Origin of the sequence: Olivibacter sp. SDN3, from assembly GCF_014334135.1 — a bacterium.
GTDB lineage: Bacteria > Bacteroidota > Bacteroidia > Sphingobacteriales > Sphingobacteriaceae > Olivibacter.
In genome coordinates, this window is sequence record NZ_CP060497.1 from 4,181,258 (window position 1) to 4,200,823 (window position 19,566).

Sequence of the window (19,566 nt, forward strand, 5' to 3'; positions counted from 1 at the left end):
AATCATTTATGATATCAGCTTTATCAAAAAGGGAAAAAGCAGGGGAGTTGAGGGAATTGTCAACTACCAAAGGTTTAGTAGACTTTTGTTCTAACGATTATTTTGGATGGGCATCTTCAGAAGCTTTCGGTGTATATGTAAATGCGCTTTTGAAAGAGAGCAATTTATCAATGGGAGCAACAGGTTCTCGCCTTTTATCAGGTAATAGTCACTTTATTGAAGCGCTTGAGCATGAAATTGCATCTTTCCACATGGCAGAAAGTGCTTTGTTCCTATGCTCTGGTTATATGGCAAATGTAGGTTTGATGACCGCTTTAGGTCAACGAAATTGCTATATCTTACGAGATGAGTATGTACATGCGTCAGTAGTAGATGGTTGCAGACTTAGTCTCGCCCGTTCTTACCATTTTAAACATAATGACTTGGATGACCTGGCATCTAAACTTATAAAAGTAGATGCTCCTCGATATGTAGTGGTTGAAAGTTTGTACTCCATGGACGGAGATTTCGCTCCCATAAGAGATTTAATTGTTCTATGCAAGCAATACGATGCTTTTTTAATAGTAGATGAAGCGCATGCGTTAGGAGTTTTTGGTGGTGGTTTGGTGCAGACACTAGGGCTACAGCATGACGTTTTTGCCCGGGTGGTTACTTTTGGAAAGGCACTTGGAAGTCAGGGAGCCGCTATAGTAGGCTCTCATGTGTTGAAACAATACCTGATTAACTTCTGTCGCCCGTTCATTTATAGCACAGCTCCGGCCCTTTTTCAATTGATCACTGTAAAAGTTGGGTATCACTTTCTAAGAAATGAACAGCAAAAACAGGATGAACTACAGGATAAATGTCGATTTTTTATGCTAGAAATGAGCAACAGACTTCCTAAACCTATGCAGCGGTTAAGTCCTATTCAAACCTATATTGTTCCAGAGAATGACGCAGTAAAAGCTGCTAGTTTAGCGTTGCAGTATGCTGGTTTTGATGTTCGCGCGATTAGGAGCCCAACAGTTAAAAAGGGGCAGGAACGCTTGCGTATCTGTTTGCACACTTTTAACAAAGCCACGGAAATCAGGGCACTTTGTAAAGTATTAAAAGATCTTTAATAGGAGTAATCCGAAAATAGTTCATTGTTTCGGAAATAAATAATAATCAGGTCACGATGAAACCATTGTTTATAACAGGTATAGGTACTAATGTCGGAAAAAGTGTCGTTGCAGCTGTACTTACAGAACGGCTAATGGCCGATTATTGGAAACCAATTCAATCGGGAGATTTGGATGATAGCGATAGCGATCTTATTCGCCGGTTATTAACTAATGCTCAATCAACTGTCCATCTTGAACGGTTCAGGTTAGCATTGTCCGCATCACCTCACAAGTCTGCGGCGCTAGAAGGAATACAAATTACGTTGGATGATTTTAGTTTGCCAGAAAGCGATCGCCCATTGGTTGTAGAAGGGGCGGGAGGAATTATGGTTCCGCTATCTGACACGTTGCTAATGGTCCACCTCATTGAAAAATTTAGTGCCGAAGTAATATTGGTTGTACGAAACTATTTGGGCTGTATCAATCACAGTTTACTTTCTTATGCATACTTACGTATGAAAGAGATCGAGGTAAAGGCCATTGTTTTCAATGGAACAATGGACCCTGATTCAGAAAAGATCATTTCCACTTACATAGGAAGAGAAACTGATATCTGGCGTTTACCGGAAATGGAAACGCTTACGAAAAACACCATTAAGCAAGCAACTTCCTGCTTAAAATTTTAATCTCAATAATCATGAATACCGTTGAATTGAACAAAAAAGAAATCCGAAATGACTGGTCTTTAGCTGAGATCAAAGCTATTTACAACCAACCTCTTTTAGAGCTGGTATATCAAGCAGCAAGTGTACATAGGCAATGGCATTCAGCTTCCCTTATACAAGTATGTACATTACTTTCTATCAAAACAGGTGGTTGTACAGAGGATTGTGCCTATTGTGGCCAGGCTGCACGTTATCACACGAATATTAAGGTGAAAGCGCTTATGGATAAAGACGAGGTATTAGCGTGTGCTGCTCGGGCTAAAGAGGCCGGATCTACCCGTTTCTGTATGGCCGCAGCATGGAGGGAAGTGCGTGATAATAGGGATTTTGATCGTGTGTTGGATATGGTTAAAGGCGTTAATGCCTTGGGTATGGAGGTATGCTGCACTTTAGGAATGCTATCTGAGCAACAAGCAAAGCGCTTGCAGGAGGCCGGATTGTATGCATATAATCATAATTTAGACTCCTCTGAAAATTATTATGAGGAAATCATTAGTACACGTACCTATCATGACCGTTTAAATACATTGAAGAGCGTTAGGGAAGCCGGTATATCAGTATGTTGCGGAGGTATTATAGGACTTGGTGAAACTCACGAGGATCGGATAGGTATGTTGTACATCTTATCTAATTTACCTGAACATCCAGAATCAGTCCCTATTAATGCATTGGCAAGGGTGGTGGGGACACCTTTGGCTGATCTACCTAAAATTGATATATGGGAGATGGTACGTATGATTGCAACTGCGCGTATTATTATGCCTAAAGCAATGGTTAGGCTAAGTGCCGGAAGATCGGAAATGGGTACGCTGGAACAATCGTGGTGTTTTATGGCTGGAGCAAACTCAATTTTTACAAGCGAAAGTGAAGAGCTACTGGTGACACCAAATCCCAAACTAGATGAAGATAGAGATATGTTTAAACTCTTAGGCTTATCTCCGTTGATTAAATAGCTGTTGATCGGCTATTAAAAAATTGACGTTTGTCTATTAAGAGGCAGGTATATGAAGGCTTCTTTCTATATATAATAACTAAATGATTACTCAAAATAACGATATACTGATAAAAAATTTAAGCCGCAGAGACTCGGCCCATATTTGGCACCCCTATACGCAGATGCACCAAGCGGACCCAGCAATTCCCATTGTAAGGGGAGAGGGAGCTTACCTATACGCCGCAGATGGCAAACGATATATCGACGCAATATCCTCCTGGTGGGTAAATATACATGGACACGCTCATCCATATATTGCCGAAAAATTATACGCACAATTTAGACAGTTGGAACATGTAATCTTTGCAGGTTTTACACATCCACCTGCGATAGCCCTTGCCGAGCGTTTGTTGCATTTGCTTCCTTCTTTACAAACCAAGGCTTTTTTTTCGGATAATGGTTCAACTGCGGTTGAAGTGGCTCTTAAAATGTGCGTACAGTATTGGTTCAATAGAGGAATACCTAAACGAAAGGTGTTGGCTTTAAAAGATGCCTATCACGGCGATACATTCGGCGCCATGTCGGTAAGCGGTAGGAGTAAATGGACTGTACCTTTTGAAAATTTTATGTTTGATGTATGTTTCATCGACAGGCCAAATAGCCAAAATATTCATGCTATTATGGAGTTTATTTCACAAGAGCAACACACTCTTGCCTGTTTTATATACGAGCCCTTAGTACAGGGGGCTGCTGGGATGCTTATGTACGAAACTTCGCCTTTGAATATGTTGATGCACCATTGTAGGGCACTGGATGTGCTGCTAGTGCAAGACGAGGTATTTACCGGTTTTGGGAGAACAGGAAAGCTCTTTGCAGCTAACCATTTAAAAGAACAGGCAGATATTATGTGTTTCTCTAAAGGATTAACAGGGGGAGCGCTACCTTTAGGCTTAACTACTTGTACCGATAATATCTATCAGGCATTTCTTTCAAATGATAATCATAAAACCTTATTTCATGGACACTCGTTTACTGCCAATCCACTAGCGTGTACAGCTGCTTTAGCTAGTTTGGATCTATTATTATCTGAACATACTCAACGTAGAATACAATATATAAGTCGAAAACATAGTTCATTTGCTGCGAATATCAGTAACCATCCTAAGGTTAAAGCGGTGCGTTACAATGGAACAATTTTTGCATTGGAATGGGAGACAGGAGAGGAAACTTCTTATTTTAATACTTATAGAAATCAACTGTATCATTATTTCCTGAATCAAGGTCTTTTATTACGTCCTTTAGGAAATGTGATTTATATATTACCACCATATTGTATTAGTGACGAAGATTTAGCGTTTATATATCAAACTATTAAGCACGCCTTAGATGATTTAGAATAGCGGTATTTTGTAAGATAATCTGTAAATTGTATAAAATTCGAAATTAATTTTTTTCGACTTTTGTAAGTTTACGAAAACCTACAATAGGAGGTACAATAATCATTAAAAATGAAACTATTCGTTAAAAACATGGTGTGTAATCGCTGCGTTATGGTGGTAAACCAAGTCTTAAAGCAATTGGAAATAAACCCGTTGTCCATTAAACTAGGTGAGGTGGATATTGATAAAGACTTATCTGACGACGAGTTGAATGTTTTACGAGATAAGTTAGAAGAGGTTGGCTTTGAATTATTGGATGATCGTAAGCAGCAGTTAGTAGAAAAAGTAAAAAATTTGCTTATAGGCCAGATACATGGTTCAGAGGATATTGTAATGAAAATCAATTTTTCGGCATTCCTTCAAGAAGCTTTACGTATCGATTATAGTTACTTAAGTGCTTTGTTTTCTCAAACCGAGGGTATTACAATTGAGCAATTTGTTATTCTTCAACGGATAGAGCGTGCTAAAGAACTTTTGATATACAATGAATTTACGTTAAGCGAAATAGCTTATAAACTGGGTTATAGCAGCGTGCAGCATCTGTCTACCCAATTTAAAAAGGTCACTGGCTTAACACCTTCACATTTTAAGTCTATCAAAGCCTATAGAAGAAGTCCGCTTGATGGTTTGTAAATACGGAATATTAGGCACGACATGTGCTCAATTTACAGTGAGCGTCGAATTTTTTGAAGCTGGAGCGCTACATATTCTTTCCTGCAGACCTAAGTTACAATGCTGAGGACAGGTCTTCATCTGGTAAAACAACTATGCCTTCAAGGGTTAGGTTTTCCTCGTGTAATAATAACTCATCAATCGCTAAAATATCATCCTCATGAAAAGGAGCATTTGGATCTTTATCCTGTAATTCATTTACTGGGTAATTGCTTATGGCAAAAACCTGTAAATCGTTTCTCTTAGCCTTAGGAATCAACGCAGTATATCCATTCAGCTTCAGTCTTCTAAGTAAATCTATACTAAGTGATTGTTCCATAATATAGTGTTTGTTATTAATAGAATAACCAATTAGAGGGTCAAATGTTTTTTACGTATATTTATATTATCCATAGAATAGGTTATATTCATTTGTATACTGATGAATTTCTGAATGACAACATATGAAAAAAAGGTAATGGAGGAGATGGTCTTATGGCAGGAAAAGATGCGTAAAAAGCCATCGCGTAGTGAGCAGTTCACAAAGAAACTACAGGTAAAAATAAACAATCTTCTTCCCGATAAGGTACATCAGGTTATCACATTAAGTATTGAAAAAATGATGAAGGCTGTTCTTTTCGGTTCTAAATATATTAGTGGACATCCCAAAAAGGAAGGCTCTTTACAGTTACGTGAGGCTTACGTTAAAAGGTCGATAAGGCATTATAAAAAAGCTGCAACCATTGAAGGAGCAATTACTGGAGCAGGGGGGATCTTAATGGGCTTTGCGGACTTTCCTGCGTTCTTGACTATCAAGATTAAGATGCTCTTTAACATAGCAGTATTGTATGGCTTTCAAGTTAAAGATTATAAAGAAAGACTGTTTATTTTATATCTGTTTCAGATTACGTTTAGTAGTCAACAAAGAAGAAATGAGCTTTTAGACCGTATTGTACATTGGTCGGCATATGCAGATACATTGCCAAACAATGTAGACAATTTTGATTGGCTGATTTTTCAGCAGGAATATAGAGACTATATAGATTTAGCAAAAATGGCGCAACTTTTACCGGTAATAGGTTCTGTTGTTGGTGCGGTAGCGAACAATAAATTGGTAGAACAGTTGGGGTCAACAGCCATTAATTGCTACAGACAACGCTACTTTCATGCTATAAAGGAAATAGGAACATCGTGAATTTATTTCCTCCTATTTATGATATAAGTAAAAAAACCTATGATTATGATACCTAAAGCAGATTCGTTAGAGTGGAAAAACATAAGGTATAATAAAAAGGTCATTAAAAAAAGAAAACACAAAAAAAGAATACCCCTTTTTACCCCCATGCCACAAGCCACTATAACGCCGAGTATATAAATAGGTACGGCAATCCAATATACTATCATAAAGCAATTATAACTACCTATTATTAACTTATTGTTATCTTATTATTACTAAATATACCACCAGCTCCGATAATGTTAAAGAATCTCGCACATAAAATTTCTTTCCTTTAAAATCGTCACAACGTCTGAGATGATATCTTGGTGATATGCAATCCTAAAAACACGATCATGATCCTCTAAATCAAAATTAAACATTCCGTCGGGATACTTCTTATAAAGAAACCGCAGAATAGATTGCGCATCGACAAGGCTGCAAACATTTGTCTTAAAAACGGAAATCATCACATCCGGATGTAATGTTGATGGTGCATTAATTACTGACAGGTGCTCTTCTTGATTAAAAACTTTCATCTCAACTGCTTTTATTGATTTTCGACCTTAATGTATTAGATAAACTTTCAGGACATTTTGTTACAGTACTCTATACGTTTATTGGTGATACAGGATTTCGCAAGCTGATATCATTAACGTTTCCAAAAGTCGGATAAAATGTTAGATTCATCCCTTCCAAAACGGATTTTTATCCCTACAAAGAGGATTTTATCGAAAACAGAAAGTATTTGGGAAATTAATCTTAAATTTGAGATTCAGTGTCTTAACTATTCGCGCTTGTTATAGCATGTTACTAACAATAACTTTCTTAAAATGAATGAAATAGATGTACTTCAGCAGATTTGTTTAAATCTGAATGAAGGCGATAAACTGAAAGAAAAACTTCCGGCGGAAACACTCTATGAAGAAGATGGTACCGAAGTTTTTACTATGAAAACTCATAGACATCAAGAGATAATCTTGAGGGATTATCAGGAAGAACCTTATTTAAACATGTTCTTCTCTTTTCAAGGATTATCTAGCTCTAAACATTTATACTCGGGGATAGAATATTCACTGACAGACAACCAACACATGGTAGGATATACACCTTTTTTTGAAGGTGATTATTCACTTAAAGGGAATATGCTGGAGATTTTTGGTGTTTGTATGAAGGAATCTTACTTTCAAAAACTAATCGTTACCGATTTAGCGTGCTTGCAACAATTTTGGGATAACGTACAGAAAGGTGTAGAAACCGGAATGACTTCCCATCCGATGCCAATTATCTGGCAACAACGTTCAGTAATCAATGAAATGCTCAACTGTATTTATCAAGGACAGATGCGTAAACTGTATTTTGAATCAAAAATTACTGAACTGTTCTTTTTACAAGCAGAACAAGCCAATAATTTACCAAAAGAAGGTTTTTTGCTACTAAAATCGAGTGATCGGGAAAAGCTAAATGCAGCTAGACAATTTATACAGCACCATATTTTTGAACCCTTAACGATTAGAAAGATATCCCGGGAGATAGGTCTGAACGAGTTCAAATTGAAAAAGGGCTTTAGACAACTTTTTGGTACTACGGTATTCGATTGTCTAACACAATTTAGGATGGATTACGCGCGACAGGTGCTCTTAGATACTTCAAAAACCATAAGTGAAGTAGCTTACACGCTGGGTTATAGTGATCCGTATAATTTCAGTAAGGCTTTTAAAAAGCATTTTGGTTTTCTGCCAAGTAAACTTTAATTTTTTTGTTTGTATTACCTATATGAACTAAACATCCTTTTAATAAAAATACCCAAGGATCAAAAGATTATTTAATTATACGCTTAATAAAGGTGCGTCTGCGGCAAAACTTGCCTGGTAAAGAAACATGGCGTTGTTTGACAAGGAGCTACATCGAAATAGCTAGGCTAAAAATAAAGGCATCTATTCATTCCCTCCATGGACTATTTTTATTTTGTGATCCTCTACGACTACCTTTCTTTCTTTATATAATGCGCCAATAGTTTTTTTAAAAACTTTTTTACTTATTTTAAAGTGTTTATATATGTCTTCCGGCGTGCTTTTGTCGCCCAATGGGATTTGCCCGCCATTTTTTCTGATGGCTTCCAAGATGACACTTTTTGTCTCCAGAACATGCTTATATCCTTGAGGTTGTAGGCTAAGGTCTATTTTGTTTTCGGGTAGGATCTTTTTTACCCAGGCGGTGCGTTTATTACCAGGCTGTAAATCCTCGAAAATCTCGTTGTAGTATAATAGTCCTATGTATTTATTATTAATGATAGCATTGAAACCCAAGTCAGTCTCCTCACTAATTAAGATGTTTACTTCGTCTCCCTCTTGTATATCAATGGTATCTTTTTCGACAAATTTAAATACTTTGGCCGAACCAATCATGCGATCTGTCACATGGTCTACGTAAACATGGACAATATACCTACGACCTTTAACCATTGGCCACCGTTGTTCCTTTTTTGGTACAAAAAGATCTTTCTCTATTCCTAGGTCTAAGAATGCGCCGTTGGGAGTTTCTGCAATAACTTTAAGGAAAGCAAACTCGCCTACAATACCATAAGGCTTTTTCAGCGTAGCAGTACTTTCCCCCCCTTTATTTTTGTAAACAAAGACTTCAAGCTCCTGCTCTTTTTCAAGTTCGGTGGCATTTGTGTTTGCAAAAGGAAGGTCGATATCTGTATAACCATCTGAGAGAATATACCCAGATCCCGTTGTGTTAACCACTTTAAGCTTGTTGAAATTTCCGATTACTATCATATGTATAAAATTTTTGGCAGGAAACAATTTCTATCCGTCCCGCAAAGTTAGCAATCTTTAACAGACCTAAAGGATTATAAGTAGCTATATTATCAGCTTGAAACGTTTATTCTAGTTTATAGGCGATTACTTTATTTTTAAAAAATGTTGGAACAAATAGGGTACGGGTTCTAGAAGAAAAAGCAAAATCCGCAGTATTCATTTTCTCGATCCTGCTATCCTTTAGTTCCTCAACCTTCCCGTCGGGTGTTACATAATAAATCAAGCCTGCCCAACAGCTAATTAGAAAATTTTCTTCATCTTTCTGCAATCCGTCGGTAGACTTTTCCATTCCATCGGCTAATTTATTAATTTTTTTATCCGTTGTAACTTCATATAAAGCACCGCTATCTACAAAATAAAAGGAAATCCCCTCAGCAAGCACGCCATTGGGATTAGTTAAACCGTCCAAGAAAACAGTTAACTTATCATCCTTCAATACATAAATTTTACCCCCTTTTGAGTCAGAAACATATATTGTTCCGTTTGAAGAGGCTGTAACATCGTTGAACATTCCTACTTCAGGCATGGCAATTTTATTGACAATTGTCTCGCTTTCAATATCTATGACAACCAGTTCCTGCAAATCAGCTACATATAAATACGTATTATGGAGAGCCATGCCTTTAGGAGAGTTTAAGCCGCTTATCCAGTCTTGAGCTTGAATATTTCCGTCCATATCCAGTTTGGCAATACTGCCGTTATTGTCAGCAGCGCTTGCATCCCCTTTGCCAATTAAGCTTACATAAAGCGCTTGTTCGTCTTCCTTGAGAAGTACAGATTCAGGCACAGGTAATAGGGTGTCTGTTTCCCATACTTTGGTAAGCTTTGTTTGTGCATTGCTTAGGTAGCTAGCAACAAGAAAAAAGAAAGCAATGATAAATACCTTGAACATAATAGATGGTGATTAGTGAATTAATAGTAACAAAATTATCGAGATGAATGTTTGTTATGGTTTAATATCTGAATGTCCCAATTTTTTTGAAGGGTTAACTTCATCGCGAATGAGCTGTTTAAGCATTTTTATTTCTGGGAAGGCCCCCTGTCTTTTGCGATCAAATATTTCGCGACTATCAATACTTATCGTGTAGCGTCCACTTATTGAACTGGGCTTCAGTAAAACGCCGTTAAGATCTGCTTCGAACGTATTCAAAATTTCTTGGGCCATATATGCTGCACGTAAAAGCCACCCGCATTTCGGACAATACTCTATGGTAAGTGTAGGTTTCATATGATGATGTGTCTAGTAATTTTTGTAAAATTAACAATATCAGAAAAGAAGATCGATTGAAAAATAAATATACCGGATAAGATAATAAAAAGCACCAATTTGAGTTTATTATTTATAAATTAATGATACCTGAATTGTAAAGATAATAGTGGATGTTCTATTTTAATTTATTGTTAATCAGCTTGTTGTGCTATTATGTTTCCATAAGAAAAATTAAAAACTTATTTTCGCAGCAATTCTGGAAAAATAATAACTCCAGAAAGATATGTTCTTAACTCGGGTAAATGCTGAACTAAACTAATAGTTGCATTGTAATTGTAAAGAACGATTGTGTATTCTTAAAGTAGTAATATGATAGGAAAAAACATTCGAACAATACGTTCAGTCGGAATGAAAGTTTTACTTCTGGCATTTTTATTTATAGGATTTGCAAGTGAAAGTTATGCCCAATCTGCATATATTGAGAAACATAAATCTCTTGCAGATTCTCTTTCTAAGGCCTACGGAATTCCTTCTTCAGTGATTTTAGGAGTAGCCATTTTAGAATCAGGGAACGGACAAAGTAGAAACTCTAAATTGTTACATAATCATTTTGGTATTGTTGGAACCAACAAACTTAAAGAAACACACGGAATTAAAAGTAGGTATAGGCAATATAAAAGTCCAACTGGATCTTTTGTTCATTTCTGTAAAGTGATATCGAATAAATATTTTTACACGAAATTGAAGGGAACAGACGACGCGACAAAATGGGTGGAGGCTATTAGTAAATCCGGTTATTCTACCCATCCAGAAACTTGGAAGGCCCGTATCTTGAGAACGATATCAAAATGCAATTTATGATATGTTAGACTATATATGAATGCGAATAAACGTGTATTCTTGTTTATTTTTTTTAGCCTAATTTTATACTTGTTTTTTTCCTATATAAACTTAGCCTATCATAAAACGTGGAAGCTATTTGATAGAATTAACTTAATTGCAGATATTGTTGTTCATCCAAATGCAATAGATGATATTACTGTACGTGATACGTTATCTGATGAATTACTTTCTAAAGAAATTGATTATAAACCATCTTCATCTACGGTTACCGAAGTAAAAGATAGTTTACAGAAACAAATCCAAGAGGTTACTGAACAATCTACAGCAAAGCGCTCTCGGCCTATATCCCTTGCAAATAAGATAACGAGAAAAGAAATAATTGGCTTTTCTGACGACACGGTACAGTCTGCCTTAACTCAATTTGCCGAGAAAATTTATCGACTGAAGAAAGGCGAAAATGTGCGCGTTCGGATAGCCTATCTTGGTGATAGTATGATCGAAGGTGATCTACTGTCGAAAACATTGAGAAATTGGTTGCAAAAAACGTATGGTGGTATTGGGGTTGGCTTTGTTCCCATTACATCCCAGGTGGCACAATTTAGGCAAACCGCACAAGCAACCTATTCCGATGGTTGGAAAGATTTAAACTTTAAAAATTCGAAAAATAAACACCTTTTTTTATCTGGGCATGTGTTTTTCTCGTCAGGAGCTGATTGGATTAAGGTAAAAGATAATACCACACGAGATACTACAATAATTCTGGATAAGTATCTTTTTTACGGTCCTTCTACAGATACTTCACAAATAACAGTAAATGGCAAAGCAATTAAACTGTCAGGAAAAGCCCCGTTCAATAAACAAAATTTATTGAGCGATAAGTCGAAAACTATGCATATCGCGTTTAGTGATCGACAACTTCCGGTTTATGGTTTAAGTTTTGAGTCAGAACAAGGTATCATAGTTGACAACTTCTCTTTTAGAGGCATTTCTGGTTTGGAGTTTGGTAGAATTGATACCGGTTTTCTTCAAGCTATTCAGCAGTCTAACTCCTATGATCTTATTATTTTCCAGTACGGTGTAAATGTTATATACGATCCTGAGGAAACCAATTTTAACTGGTATAAGAGAGCTGCCATTCCTGTTATTAATAAAATGAAGACTTGTTTTCCAGAAGCAGATATTTTAATTATTGGTACCGGTGATAGGGCCTTTAGATATCCTGAGGGTTATCAGTCGGCTATTGGCATCGAGGAACTTGTCAGCGTACAGGCGTCTTTGGCTTCACAAACGAAGTGTTCATTCTTTAGTTTATATGCTGCTATGGGGGGTAAAAATTCTATGGTAAATTGGGCAAATCAGACGCCAAGTTTAGCTAATAAAGATTATGTACATCCCAATGCGTTGGGAGCTAATATATTAGGTAAGAATTTGTTTGACGCTATAAAAAAGGACGTTGACAGATTTGATGTCAATAGATATTCAGAAGAGCATTGATAATGGATTGGAATTTACCATCTATCGAATTAGATTACACTGCACTTACCAGTGAATTTTTTTATGATTCCAAAAATCCATTACTTTTTAATAATGGTTTTTTTGTTTTCTTTTTTGCCTTTTTCATTATTCTATATTACCTTTTTAGGAATCAATATAGCGTAAGAAGGTACATCTTTTGTAGCTTTTCGTTGTACTTTTTCTATAAAGCAAGTGGCTATTTTGTAAGCTTAGTTATTATATCGGCAGTTGTTAATTATTGGTTGTCGCACGCCATTTACAAGAAAAGAAGCGGGGGTAGAGGAAAAATCCTGCTCCTTTGTTGTGTGATATTTAATTTAGGTGTTCTCTTTTATTTTAAGTATACAAATTTTTTTATTTCAGTTACCAATCAGCTATTTTATACGGACTTAAATTTGCTGAACATCCTTTTACCCATAGGTATTTCTTTCTACACATTTGAGAATCTAAGCTATAACATTGACGTATATAGGAGAGATTTCAAGCCTGCGAAAAAATTTAGCGAATATTTATTATTTTTATCTTTCTTTCCTAAACTGATGATGGGCCCAATAGTGCGTGCGCACGATTTTGTTCCACAAATAAACAAACCTTATTTTCTTACAGATACCGGTTTTGCCAAAGGTTTTTATTTGATCATTTCGGGCTTGATAAAGAAATTGATCATCTCTGATTATATAACCTTAAATTTTGTTGATTATGTTTTTGACGACCCGGCAAGATATACTGGTCTTGAAAACCTGTTTGCGGTATATGGTTATGCGATTGTAATTTACTGTGATTTCAGCGGTTATAGTGATATTGCTATAGGCATCGCCAAATGGTTAGGTTTTACTATTCCTCCAAATTTTTTATCCCCTTACCAAAGTAAAGATATCACAGAATTTTGGCGGAGATGGCATATATCACTCTCTTCGTGGCTACGCGATTACTTATACATACCATTAGGAGGAAACAGAAGTAGCACAATGGCGTCATTTCTGTTTTGTATATGTTTTTTTATTGGCGTTTTCTATGGCAGTAAGCATCTGTTGAATTTTAATGATGAGTATGCAGGCATTTTATGCGGCATTATATTACTTGTTTTGATTATTCCTGCTGTTATTAACCAACAGATAAAGGGTATCTCTGCTAATATGAACCTGCTTACTACTATGTTATTAGGCGGATTTTGGCATGGTGCAAGTTTCAACTTTTTAATCTGGGGAGCCTTGCATGGACTTGCCTTGGCCCTGCATAAAATTTGGATGCTGATTACTAATGGGTGGATGGATGGTATAAAAAGTAGAACGGTGTACACCGTGTTAGCTACTATTTGTACATTCCATTTCTTGTGTTTTTGTTGGATATTCTTTAAAGCACCTGATTACGATGACGCCATTGTGATGATAGAAAAGATTAGTCACGATATTGACTTTAACGTATGGAAAGCTTTTATTGATAACTACATCAGTGTAGTAGCTATGATGGCATTTGCGCTTATTATTCATTTTATTCCGGATGATTTGGCCGATAATGTAATAGAAAGGTTGGGAAGATTGCCACTTATTGCTTATTTAGTTGTGTTTTTTTGCTTTCTACTTTTATACGGTGTGTTTAAATCAGCCAAGCCGGTAATGCCTATCTATCTGCAGTTTTAGCTAGATGAGCGTCAACGATATGCTGATTATCTAGATATCGGTTGTAACCGTTTGCCAGTGCGTCAAACAGTAATGCTCCTTGTATACTGTAGGCCTTCTGTTGGTAATGGATTTTATCCGTTTGAAGAAGGTTATTTTTTAACCATTCGTTGGATGACCCCACTCCTCCGGTAATTTCATATAAATCCCATAAAGGAATTCCAAGGCGGCCACTATAGTATCGAAGTGCTAAATTAAGACGTTCTATCATAGGATTTCTGGTTCCTTTTTTAAACGATTCGGCTGTTGTAGTTAACAGTACGGCTGCATTTGGATTGATCGTTTTTATCTTGGCTATCGTTTCGGCAACATGATTAATATACACCTCCTCTGTCATATCATTATAAAAAGCTTCATTGGTGCCCATTGATAGTATGTATAAATCAGCTTGCAGTTTCGGTAACTGTTTCCAGAACAGTGGTTCCTTATTATATTGCTCATAACGAGCCCCGTTTACACCGATCGTATGTAGTAGAACACCAGGCACATTTTTTTTCTCCAAAGAAGCTCCAAAAAAATAAGCTTTTGTTTTTTCAGCACTAATGGTGACTTCATTGACGGAGGAGCCCAAGTTAAATTCCCTTGTCTCAAAATCGCCGTCGGCCACTGTGGTAGTCTGACCAATCGCGGATTTGCCGTTTATTGTCGATAGCTGCCAAGGACCTTTACTTACAAATAGTTTAACGTGATCAAAGGATTGTTGTTGGGCACTAACATCTGGTTTAAGTGTTAAGTGCAATTCGTTCCTTCCATAGAGGCCACTGAGTGAGAAACCTGTTAGACCGGCACTAAAGGGCGATCGTGCTTGGCTAATTTTAGTATTTTGCCAGCGCGTGCTAGCGACGCTTTTTATATCTAGTGGCCCGTTGGTGCGAGCAACTTGATAGGGAAAAACAAGCCCTCTGCCCGCATTGCCAAAAAAATCCTGTAAACCTGTACGCACCTCTCTAGAAATGAGATCAGGCTGTATATGCGAATCGCCTATCTGTACGACAGATACTCTTTGGATATCGCCATTTCTTAGCTCAAACAATTTTTGATAAAATGATGCCAGTCCTTCCACATTATTGATAGTGTCAATTAACGGATCAATAAAAGCATAGGTGCTATTATAACGAAGTGAAGCTATTCTGAATTTTTTTTTTTCGCTACTATATTTGGTATTGGGTGCTTTGGTTAATGTTTTTCCGACATATAATGCACCGGAAGAAATGGATAGAAGGTATAAGAGTAATACGTAATTCATTGATATTTCTTCACATTTTCTTTATACCATAACGATCTATTGAAATATTTGGTATGTCCTATTTAAGGCTTGCTGCCATTTTTAATAATTCGGTCACAAATATATATAAAATATCACAATTTGTTGATATACAAAATATTGAAAGGAGTAGTGTGGTAGTCGGGTCAAAGTTTTTGAGGAGCTAATACATATTTTCCTAGAAATTATGTGGAAATATAGATGATTGATAATCTAATAAGTAAAAACGAATATTAACCTCTAATACCCCATTATTATGTTAAACGCAAAATTAAGTATTTACACAAACGTTTGGTTAGATCTTGTTTTTAATAACCGAAATAAAGCATACGGGGCATTTATAATACGTAAAAAGGCTAATGAGGACTTGACAAGAGCGTTATTTTTTGGAACACTAGTATTTATATCTGGTATAGTACTACCGATGATAATAACTCGTCAAATTGAAAGAGATCTACCTACAGTACCTGCTGATGAGAATACTGTTGTGCTGGAAGATGTTCAACTGCTAACGAAAAAAGAAAACATTCAATTATTACCGATAAGTGCTGACGCTGGCGCCAGAGTGAAAGAGGATAAAGTCAGGTTTTTACAGCCTAAGGTCGTTTCTCAACAATTAATAGTTGATGAAATGCCAAACCTAGAAAAGTTAAAAAATGCGTCACCAGCTCCTCAGAGTGTTGTTGGGGATCCGACAGCTCATATATATGTTGACGACACGAAAGCAGGAGCAACCGACCATTTAGGTGCAGTAACTGAAAGTACCGATGAAACGGATTTGTTTATATCGGTTGAAGTAGACCCTTTGTTTCCCGGAGGGATGAAGGCTTTTGCTAATTATGTAGCTAAAAACTATCGCTTCCCAAGCCAAGCAAAAGAGCGAGCTCTAAAAGGTCGTGTTATATTGAGCTTCGTTGTAGAAAGAGACGGATCCTTAACTCATATAAAAATATTGCGTGATCTAGGATGGGGGACAGGTGAAGAGGCGGTTAGACTACTGCAATCGTCACCAAAATGGAAGCCAGGTATACAAAATGGACGAGCTGTTCGGGTAAGCTATAGTTTGCCAATAGATTTACAATTACAATAATAGAAAAATGGATGATAAAACGCCTATATATGGAAATATAATAATTTTTTTAAAGCGTAAGTTAAATATTTATTTAGTTATACAGCGCATTCCTCGATATTGTTTAATTTTGGCGTGCGTTGTTTTCTTCGCCATAATGATACTGAAAGCATGAGGACATTATTAATTTTACTTTTGAATGGTTGCTTTTTAGTGCTTGCAACCGTTGATAGTCGCGCGCAAGGTTTTGCTGAAGAGATTATATGTTACCGGGAGAGCTATAAACAAGCTTTTGTTGAGGAAGCGAATAGTCCGTTAGAGGAATCAGACTTAGATGACCTTCGGTTTTACGAACCGGATAGCACATATAAAATAAAGGCCTATGTCACGTTTATTCATGATCCCGAGCCTTTTATAATTCCTACATATAGTGGTGTAGACAAAAAGTATTTGAGATTTGCTGCTTTAAATTTCAAGCTACATGATGAGGAGATAGAACTCACACTCTTTAAGAGTCTGGGTTTGTCAGACCCTATATACGCTGATTACTTGTTTTTGCCGTTCACTGACGCCACGAATGATGTTACGACCTATGGTGGCGGTCGTTATCTAGATCTGAAAAGAAGTGATATCAAGGGGAATGAAATTATCATAGATTTTAATAAATCATATAATCCTTATTGTGCCTATAGTGCTGGATATAATTGTCCGATTCCACCACCGGAAAATGCGCTGAATATTTCAGTAGAAGCAGGAGAAAAAAAATTTGAAGGGAAATATAAAGGTGAGCGGAGAGTTAAGTAATAAGGGTGTCCAAATAGATATGCATCACCAGTTATATCTGCTAGAGAAATTGGTTTAGATCACCCTTACCTTGCCTGAGTATTTCGAAATCTCCCGAGGTACAATCAACAACCGTGGAAGCCTCATTATCTCCGTAACCACCGTCAATAACGATATTCACTTGCTGTTCAAATTTTTCATGAATAAGCTCGGGGTCTGTTGAGTATTCTAAAATTTCATCTTCATCATGTATGGAAGCAGAGACAATTGGGTTACCTAGCTGTTTAACAATTTCTCTTGCTATACTATTGTTAGGCACCCGGATACCAACGGTTTTTTTATTGGAACTCATAAGTTTAGGGACTTGGTTGCTTGCATTGAAAATATAAGTAAAAGGTCCAGGGAGCGACTTTTTAAGCAATCTAAAGGTGGCGGTATCTATAGGTTTTGTATATTGAGCAATATCGGTAAGGTCGTAGCAGATAAAGGAAAGGTTTGCTTTTTCTGGTTTTAGCCCACGTATTTTACATAAATTTTCAATGGCTTTATGATTGGTAATATCGCAACCGATACCATATACCGTGTCTGTTGGGTAAATAATAATGCCACCCTTTCTTAGCACGTTGACCACTTGCTCGATGGCACGTTCGTTAGGGTTTTCTGGATATATCTTTAACAGCATAATGTTAATTATAATGATGACGGATGCTTATGACATTACGTATAACCTTCAATGACAGAAAAGGTTTTATAACAGTAAGTAATCTATCAAGAAGTAAATGGGGATAGCCACCTTTAATAAGTTACTCACTGTTTGATGGATTAGAATGCGGCACTTTTTGGTGTTCTAGGGAAGGGGATAACATCTCTAATGTTAGTCATTCCCGTAACAAATAAAACTAATCTTTCAAAACCTAGACCAAATCCAGCATGTGGGGCTGAACCAAATCTCCGTGTATCTAAAAACCAACTCATTTCATCTACAGGGATATGCATTTCTTCCATTCTCGCGATCAGCCGATCATACCGCTCTTCACGTTGCGATCCTCCCACTATTTCGCCAATGCCTGGGAAAAGTATATCCATAGCCCTTACCGTCTTTCTACCATATTCGTCTGGTTCATTCATACGCATATAAAAAGCTTTGATGTTGGCCGGATAATCTGTTAAGATTACCGGTTTCTTAAAGTGCTTTTCAACTAGGTATCTTTCATGTTCCGATTGCAAATCAGTGCCCCATTCATCAATTACATATTTAAATTGCTTTTTCTGATTTGGTTTCGAACGCTTCAATATTTCAATGGCCTCTGAATAGGTTATCCTTTCAAAGTCATGTTCTAGGCAGAAGTTTAATTTGTCAATCAAATCCAATGCAGAACGCTCGTTTTGCGGTTTTGATTTCTCTTCTTCTGTCAATCGATTTTTAAGAAATTCAATCTCTTCACTACAGTTATCAAGTGCGTAACGGATGACATATTTTAATAGCTCTTCAGCTAAATCCATATTGTCGTGAAGATCGTAAAAAGCCATTTCAGGTTCTACCATCCAAAATTCGGCCAAGTGCCTGGTAGTATTAGAGTTTTCTGCGCGAAACGTAGGACCAAATGTGTAAATATTACCTAATGCCATCGCAGCTAGTTCACCTTCTAGTTGTCCGGATACCGTGAGGTTAGTCTGTTTTCCAAAAAAATCTTCTTTATAATCGATAAGACCATCTTCGTTCCGTGGAAGATTTTCAAAATCAAGTGTCGTGACCTTGAACATTTCTCCGGCGCCTTCTGCATCGGATCCGGTAATAATAGGTGTGTGTAAATAAACAAACCCCTTTTCATTGAAGAATTTGTGAATAGCAAAAGCTAAGGCATTCCGTACCTTAAAAACAGCATTAAACGTATTTGTACGAAAACGTAAATGTGCAATTTCGCGCAAAAATTCCAAGCTATGCTTTTTAGGTTGTAACGGAAAACGCTCGGGGTCACTATCTCCCAAAACAGCAATTTCTTTTGCCTTTACTTCAATTCGCTGGCCTTTACCTAGTGATTCTACCAAGGTGCCGTTAATGGAGACGGCCGCCCCGGTTGTTAAACGTTTCAATAAACGTTCATCGGTATTTTCAAAGTCAACAACTACCTGTATATTACTTAAACAAGAACCATCGTTAATGGCGAGAAACTGGTTGTTTCTAAATGTTTTAATCCAGCCTTTTAGCGTAATGTCAATGCCGTAATCTGTACTGTTTAAGAGTTCTTTTATTCTTGTGTGTGTCATGTTATACTTTTGAATGCAACCTTGGCTTTCGCCATGGAGTGGTAAGCATTATACATATTAAAA

At 36.8% G+C, this 19,566-nt stretch carries 20 protein-coding genes; 12 read left to right on the top strand and 8 right to left on the bottom strand.

Features of this window, described 5'->3' with window-relative positions; genetic code table 11:
- Positions 1–8 precede the first annotated feature (8 nt).
- From H8S90_RS17380 to H8S90_RS17400, 5 genes are all read left to right on the top strand, one after another.
- Entirely contained in the window at positions 9–1,100 is a 1,092-nt protein-coding gene (locus H8S90_RS17380) for an 8-amino-7-oxononanoate synthase (protein WP_187339120.1), read from the top strand.
- Positions 1,101–1,156: 56 nt separating this feature from the next.
- On the top strand, positions 1,157–1,768 hold the full coding sequence (gene bioD, locus H8S90_RS17385) for a dethiobiotin synthase (RefSeq protein WP_187339121.1): 612 nt from the start codon (positions 1,157–1,159) through the stop codon (positions 1,766–1,768).
- A gap of 11 nt (positions 1,769–1,779) precedes the next feature.
- Positions 1,780–2,760, top strand: a complete 981-nt coding sequence (gene bioB, locus H8S90_RS17390) for a biotin synthase BioB (protein ID WP_187339122.1) — start codon at positions 1,780–1,782, stop codon at positions 2,758–2,760.
- Between the two features lie 82 nt (positions 2,761–2,842).
- Positions 2,843–4,141: an adenosylmethionine--8-amino-7-oxononanoate transaminase gene (gene bioA, locus H8S90_RS17395; RefSeq protein WP_187339123.1), complete on the top strand. Its 1,299-nt coding sequence runs from the start codon at positions 2,843–2,845 to the stop codon at positions 4,139–4,141.
- Positions 4,142–4,249: 108 nt separating this feature from the next.
- On the top strand, positions 4,250–4,813 hold the full coding sequence (locus H8S90_RS17400; RefSeq protein ID WP_187339124.1) for a helix-turn-helix domain-containing protein: 564 nt from the start codon (positions 4,250–4,252) through the stop codon (positions 4,811–4,813).
- Between the two features lie 94 nt (positions 4,814–4,907).
- Here the strand turns inward: H8S90_RS17400 and H8S90_RS17405 are convergent, their stop codons facing one another.
- Positions 4,908–5,171: a hypothetical protein gene (locus H8S90_RS17405; protein WP_187339125.1), complete on the bottom strand. Its 264-nt coding sequence runs from the start codon at positions 5,169–5,171 to the stop codon at positions 4,908–4,910.
- 114 nt (positions 5,172–5,285) lie between these two features.
- Between H8S90_RS17405 and H8S90_RS17410 the strand changes: the two genes are divergently transcribed.
- The gene (locus H8S90_RS17410; protein WP_187339126.1) at positions 5,286–6,026 is read left to right on the top strand and encodes an EcsC family protein; all 741 of its coding nucleotides are present in this window, start codon (positions 5,286–5,288) and stop codon (positions 6,024–6,026) included.
- 284 nt (positions 6,027–6,310) lie between these two features.
- Here the strand turns inward: H8S90_RS17410 and H8S90_RS17415 are convergent, their stop codons facing one another.
- Positions 6,311–6,586, bottom strand: a complete 276-nt coding sequence (locus tag H8S90_RS17415) for a hypothetical protein (RefSeq protein ID WP_187339127.1) — start codon at positions 6,584–6,586, stop codon at positions 6,311–6,313.
- Positions 6,587–6,880: 294 nt separating this feature from the next.
- On the opposite strand from H8S90_RS17415, the gene H8S90_RS17420 reads away from it, so the two are divergent.
- Positions 6,881–7,801, top strand: a complete 921-nt coding sequence (locus tag H8S90_RS17420; RefSeq protein ID WP_187339128.1) for a helix-turn-helix transcriptional regulator — start codon at positions 6,881–6,883, stop codon at positions 7,799–7,801.
- Between the two features lie 183 nt (positions 7,802–7,984).
- Here the strand turns inward: H8S90_RS17420 and H8S90_RS17425 are convergent, their stop codons facing one another.
- From H8S90_RS17425 to H8S90_RS17435, 3 genes are all read right to left on the bottom strand, one after another.
- Positions 7,985–8,830 (bottom strand): S1 RNA-binding domain-containing protein, encoded by an 846-nt coding sequence (locus H8S90_RS17425; RefSeq protein ID WP_187339129.1) that lies wholly within the window; start codon positions 8,828–8,830, stop codon positions 7,985–7,987.
- 106 nt (positions 8,831–8,936) lie between these two features.
- The gene (locus H8S90_RS17430) at positions 8,937–9,764 is read right to left on the bottom strand and encodes an SMP-30/gluconolactonase/LRE family protein (protein ID WP_187339130.1); all 828 of its coding nucleotides are present in this window, start codon (positions 9,762–9,764) and stop codon (positions 8,937–8,939) included.
- Positions 9,765–9,818: 54 nt separating this feature from the next.
- The gene (locus tag H8S90_RS17435; protein WP_187339131.1) at positions 9,819–10,100 is read right to left on the bottom strand and encodes a SelT/SelW/SelH family protein; all 282 of its coding nucleotides are present in this window, start codon (positions 10,098–10,100) and stop codon (positions 9,819–9,821) included.
- 351 nt (positions 10,101–10,451) lie between these two features.
- Between H8S90_RS17435 and H8S90_RS17440 the strand changes: the two genes are divergently transcribed.
- From H8S90_RS17440 to H8S90_RS17450, 3 genes are read left to right on the top strand one after another with little or no spacing between them, the layout of a single operon-like run.
- Positions 10,452–10,943: a glucosaminidase domain-containing protein gene (locus tag H8S90_RS17440; RefSeq protein WP_187339132.1), complete on the top strand. Its 492-nt coding sequence runs from the start codon at positions 10,452–10,454 to the stop codon at positions 10,941–10,943.
- A 15-nt stretch (positions 10,944–10,958) separates the two neighbouring features.
- The gene (locus H8S90_RS17445) at positions 10,959–12,419 is read left to right on the top strand and encodes a hypothetical protein (protein WP_187339133.1); all 1,461 of its coding nucleotides are present in this window, start codon (positions 10,959–10,961) and stop codon (positions 12,417–12,419) included.
- 2 nt (positions 12,420–12,421) lie between these two features.
- The gene (locus H8S90_RS17450; protein WP_187339134.1) at positions 12,422–14,080 is read left to right on the top strand and encodes an MBOAT family protein; all 1,659 of its coding nucleotides are present in this window, start codon (positions 12,422–12,424) and stop codon (positions 14,078–14,080) included.
- Here H8S90_RS17450 and H8S90_RS17455 read toward each other — a convergent pair.
- On the bottom strand, positions 14,061–15,365 hold the full coding sequence (locus tag H8S90_RS17455; protein WP_187339135.1) for a GDSL-type esterase/lipase family protein: 1,305 nt from the start codon (positions 15,363–15,365) through the stop codon (positions 14,061–14,063). The two genes, H8S90_RS17450 and H8S90_RS17455, sit on opposite strands and share 20 nt — an antisense overlap.
- Positions 15,366–15,639: 274 nt before the next feature.
- On the opposite strand from H8S90_RS17455, the gene H8S90_RS17460 reads away from it, so the two are divergent.
- Positions 15,640–16,473 (top strand): energy transducer TonB, encoded by an 834-nt coding sequence (locus H8S90_RS17460; protein WP_187339136.1) that lies wholly within the window; start codon positions 15,640–15,642, stop codon positions 16,471–16,473.
- A 150-nt stretch (positions 16,474–16,623) separates the two neighbouring features.
- Positions 16,624–17,256, top strand: coding sequence for a DUF1684 domain-containing protein (locus H8S90_RS17465; RefSeq protein ID WP_187339137.1), 633 nt, complete (start codon positions 16,624–16,626; stop codon positions 17,254–17,256).
- Between the two features lie 40 nt (positions 17,257–17,296).
- On the opposite strand, the gene H8S90_RS17470 is transcribed toward H8S90_RS17465, so the two are convergent.
- Positions 17,297–17,917, bottom strand: a complete 621-nt coding sequence (locus H8S90_RS17470) for an L-threonylcarbamoyladenylate synthase (protein ID WP_187339138.1) — start codon at positions 17,915–17,917, stop codon at positions 17,297–17,299.
- A 140-nt stretch (positions 17,918–18,057) separates the two neighbouring features.
- The gene (asnS, locus tag H8S90_RS17475) at positions 18,058–19,503 is read right to left on the bottom strand and encodes an asparagine--tRNA ligase (protein WP_187339139.1); all 1,446 of its coding nucleotides are present in this window, start codon (positions 19,501–19,503) and stop codon (positions 18,058–18,060) included.
- Positions 19,504–19,566 lie beyond the last annotated feature (63 nt).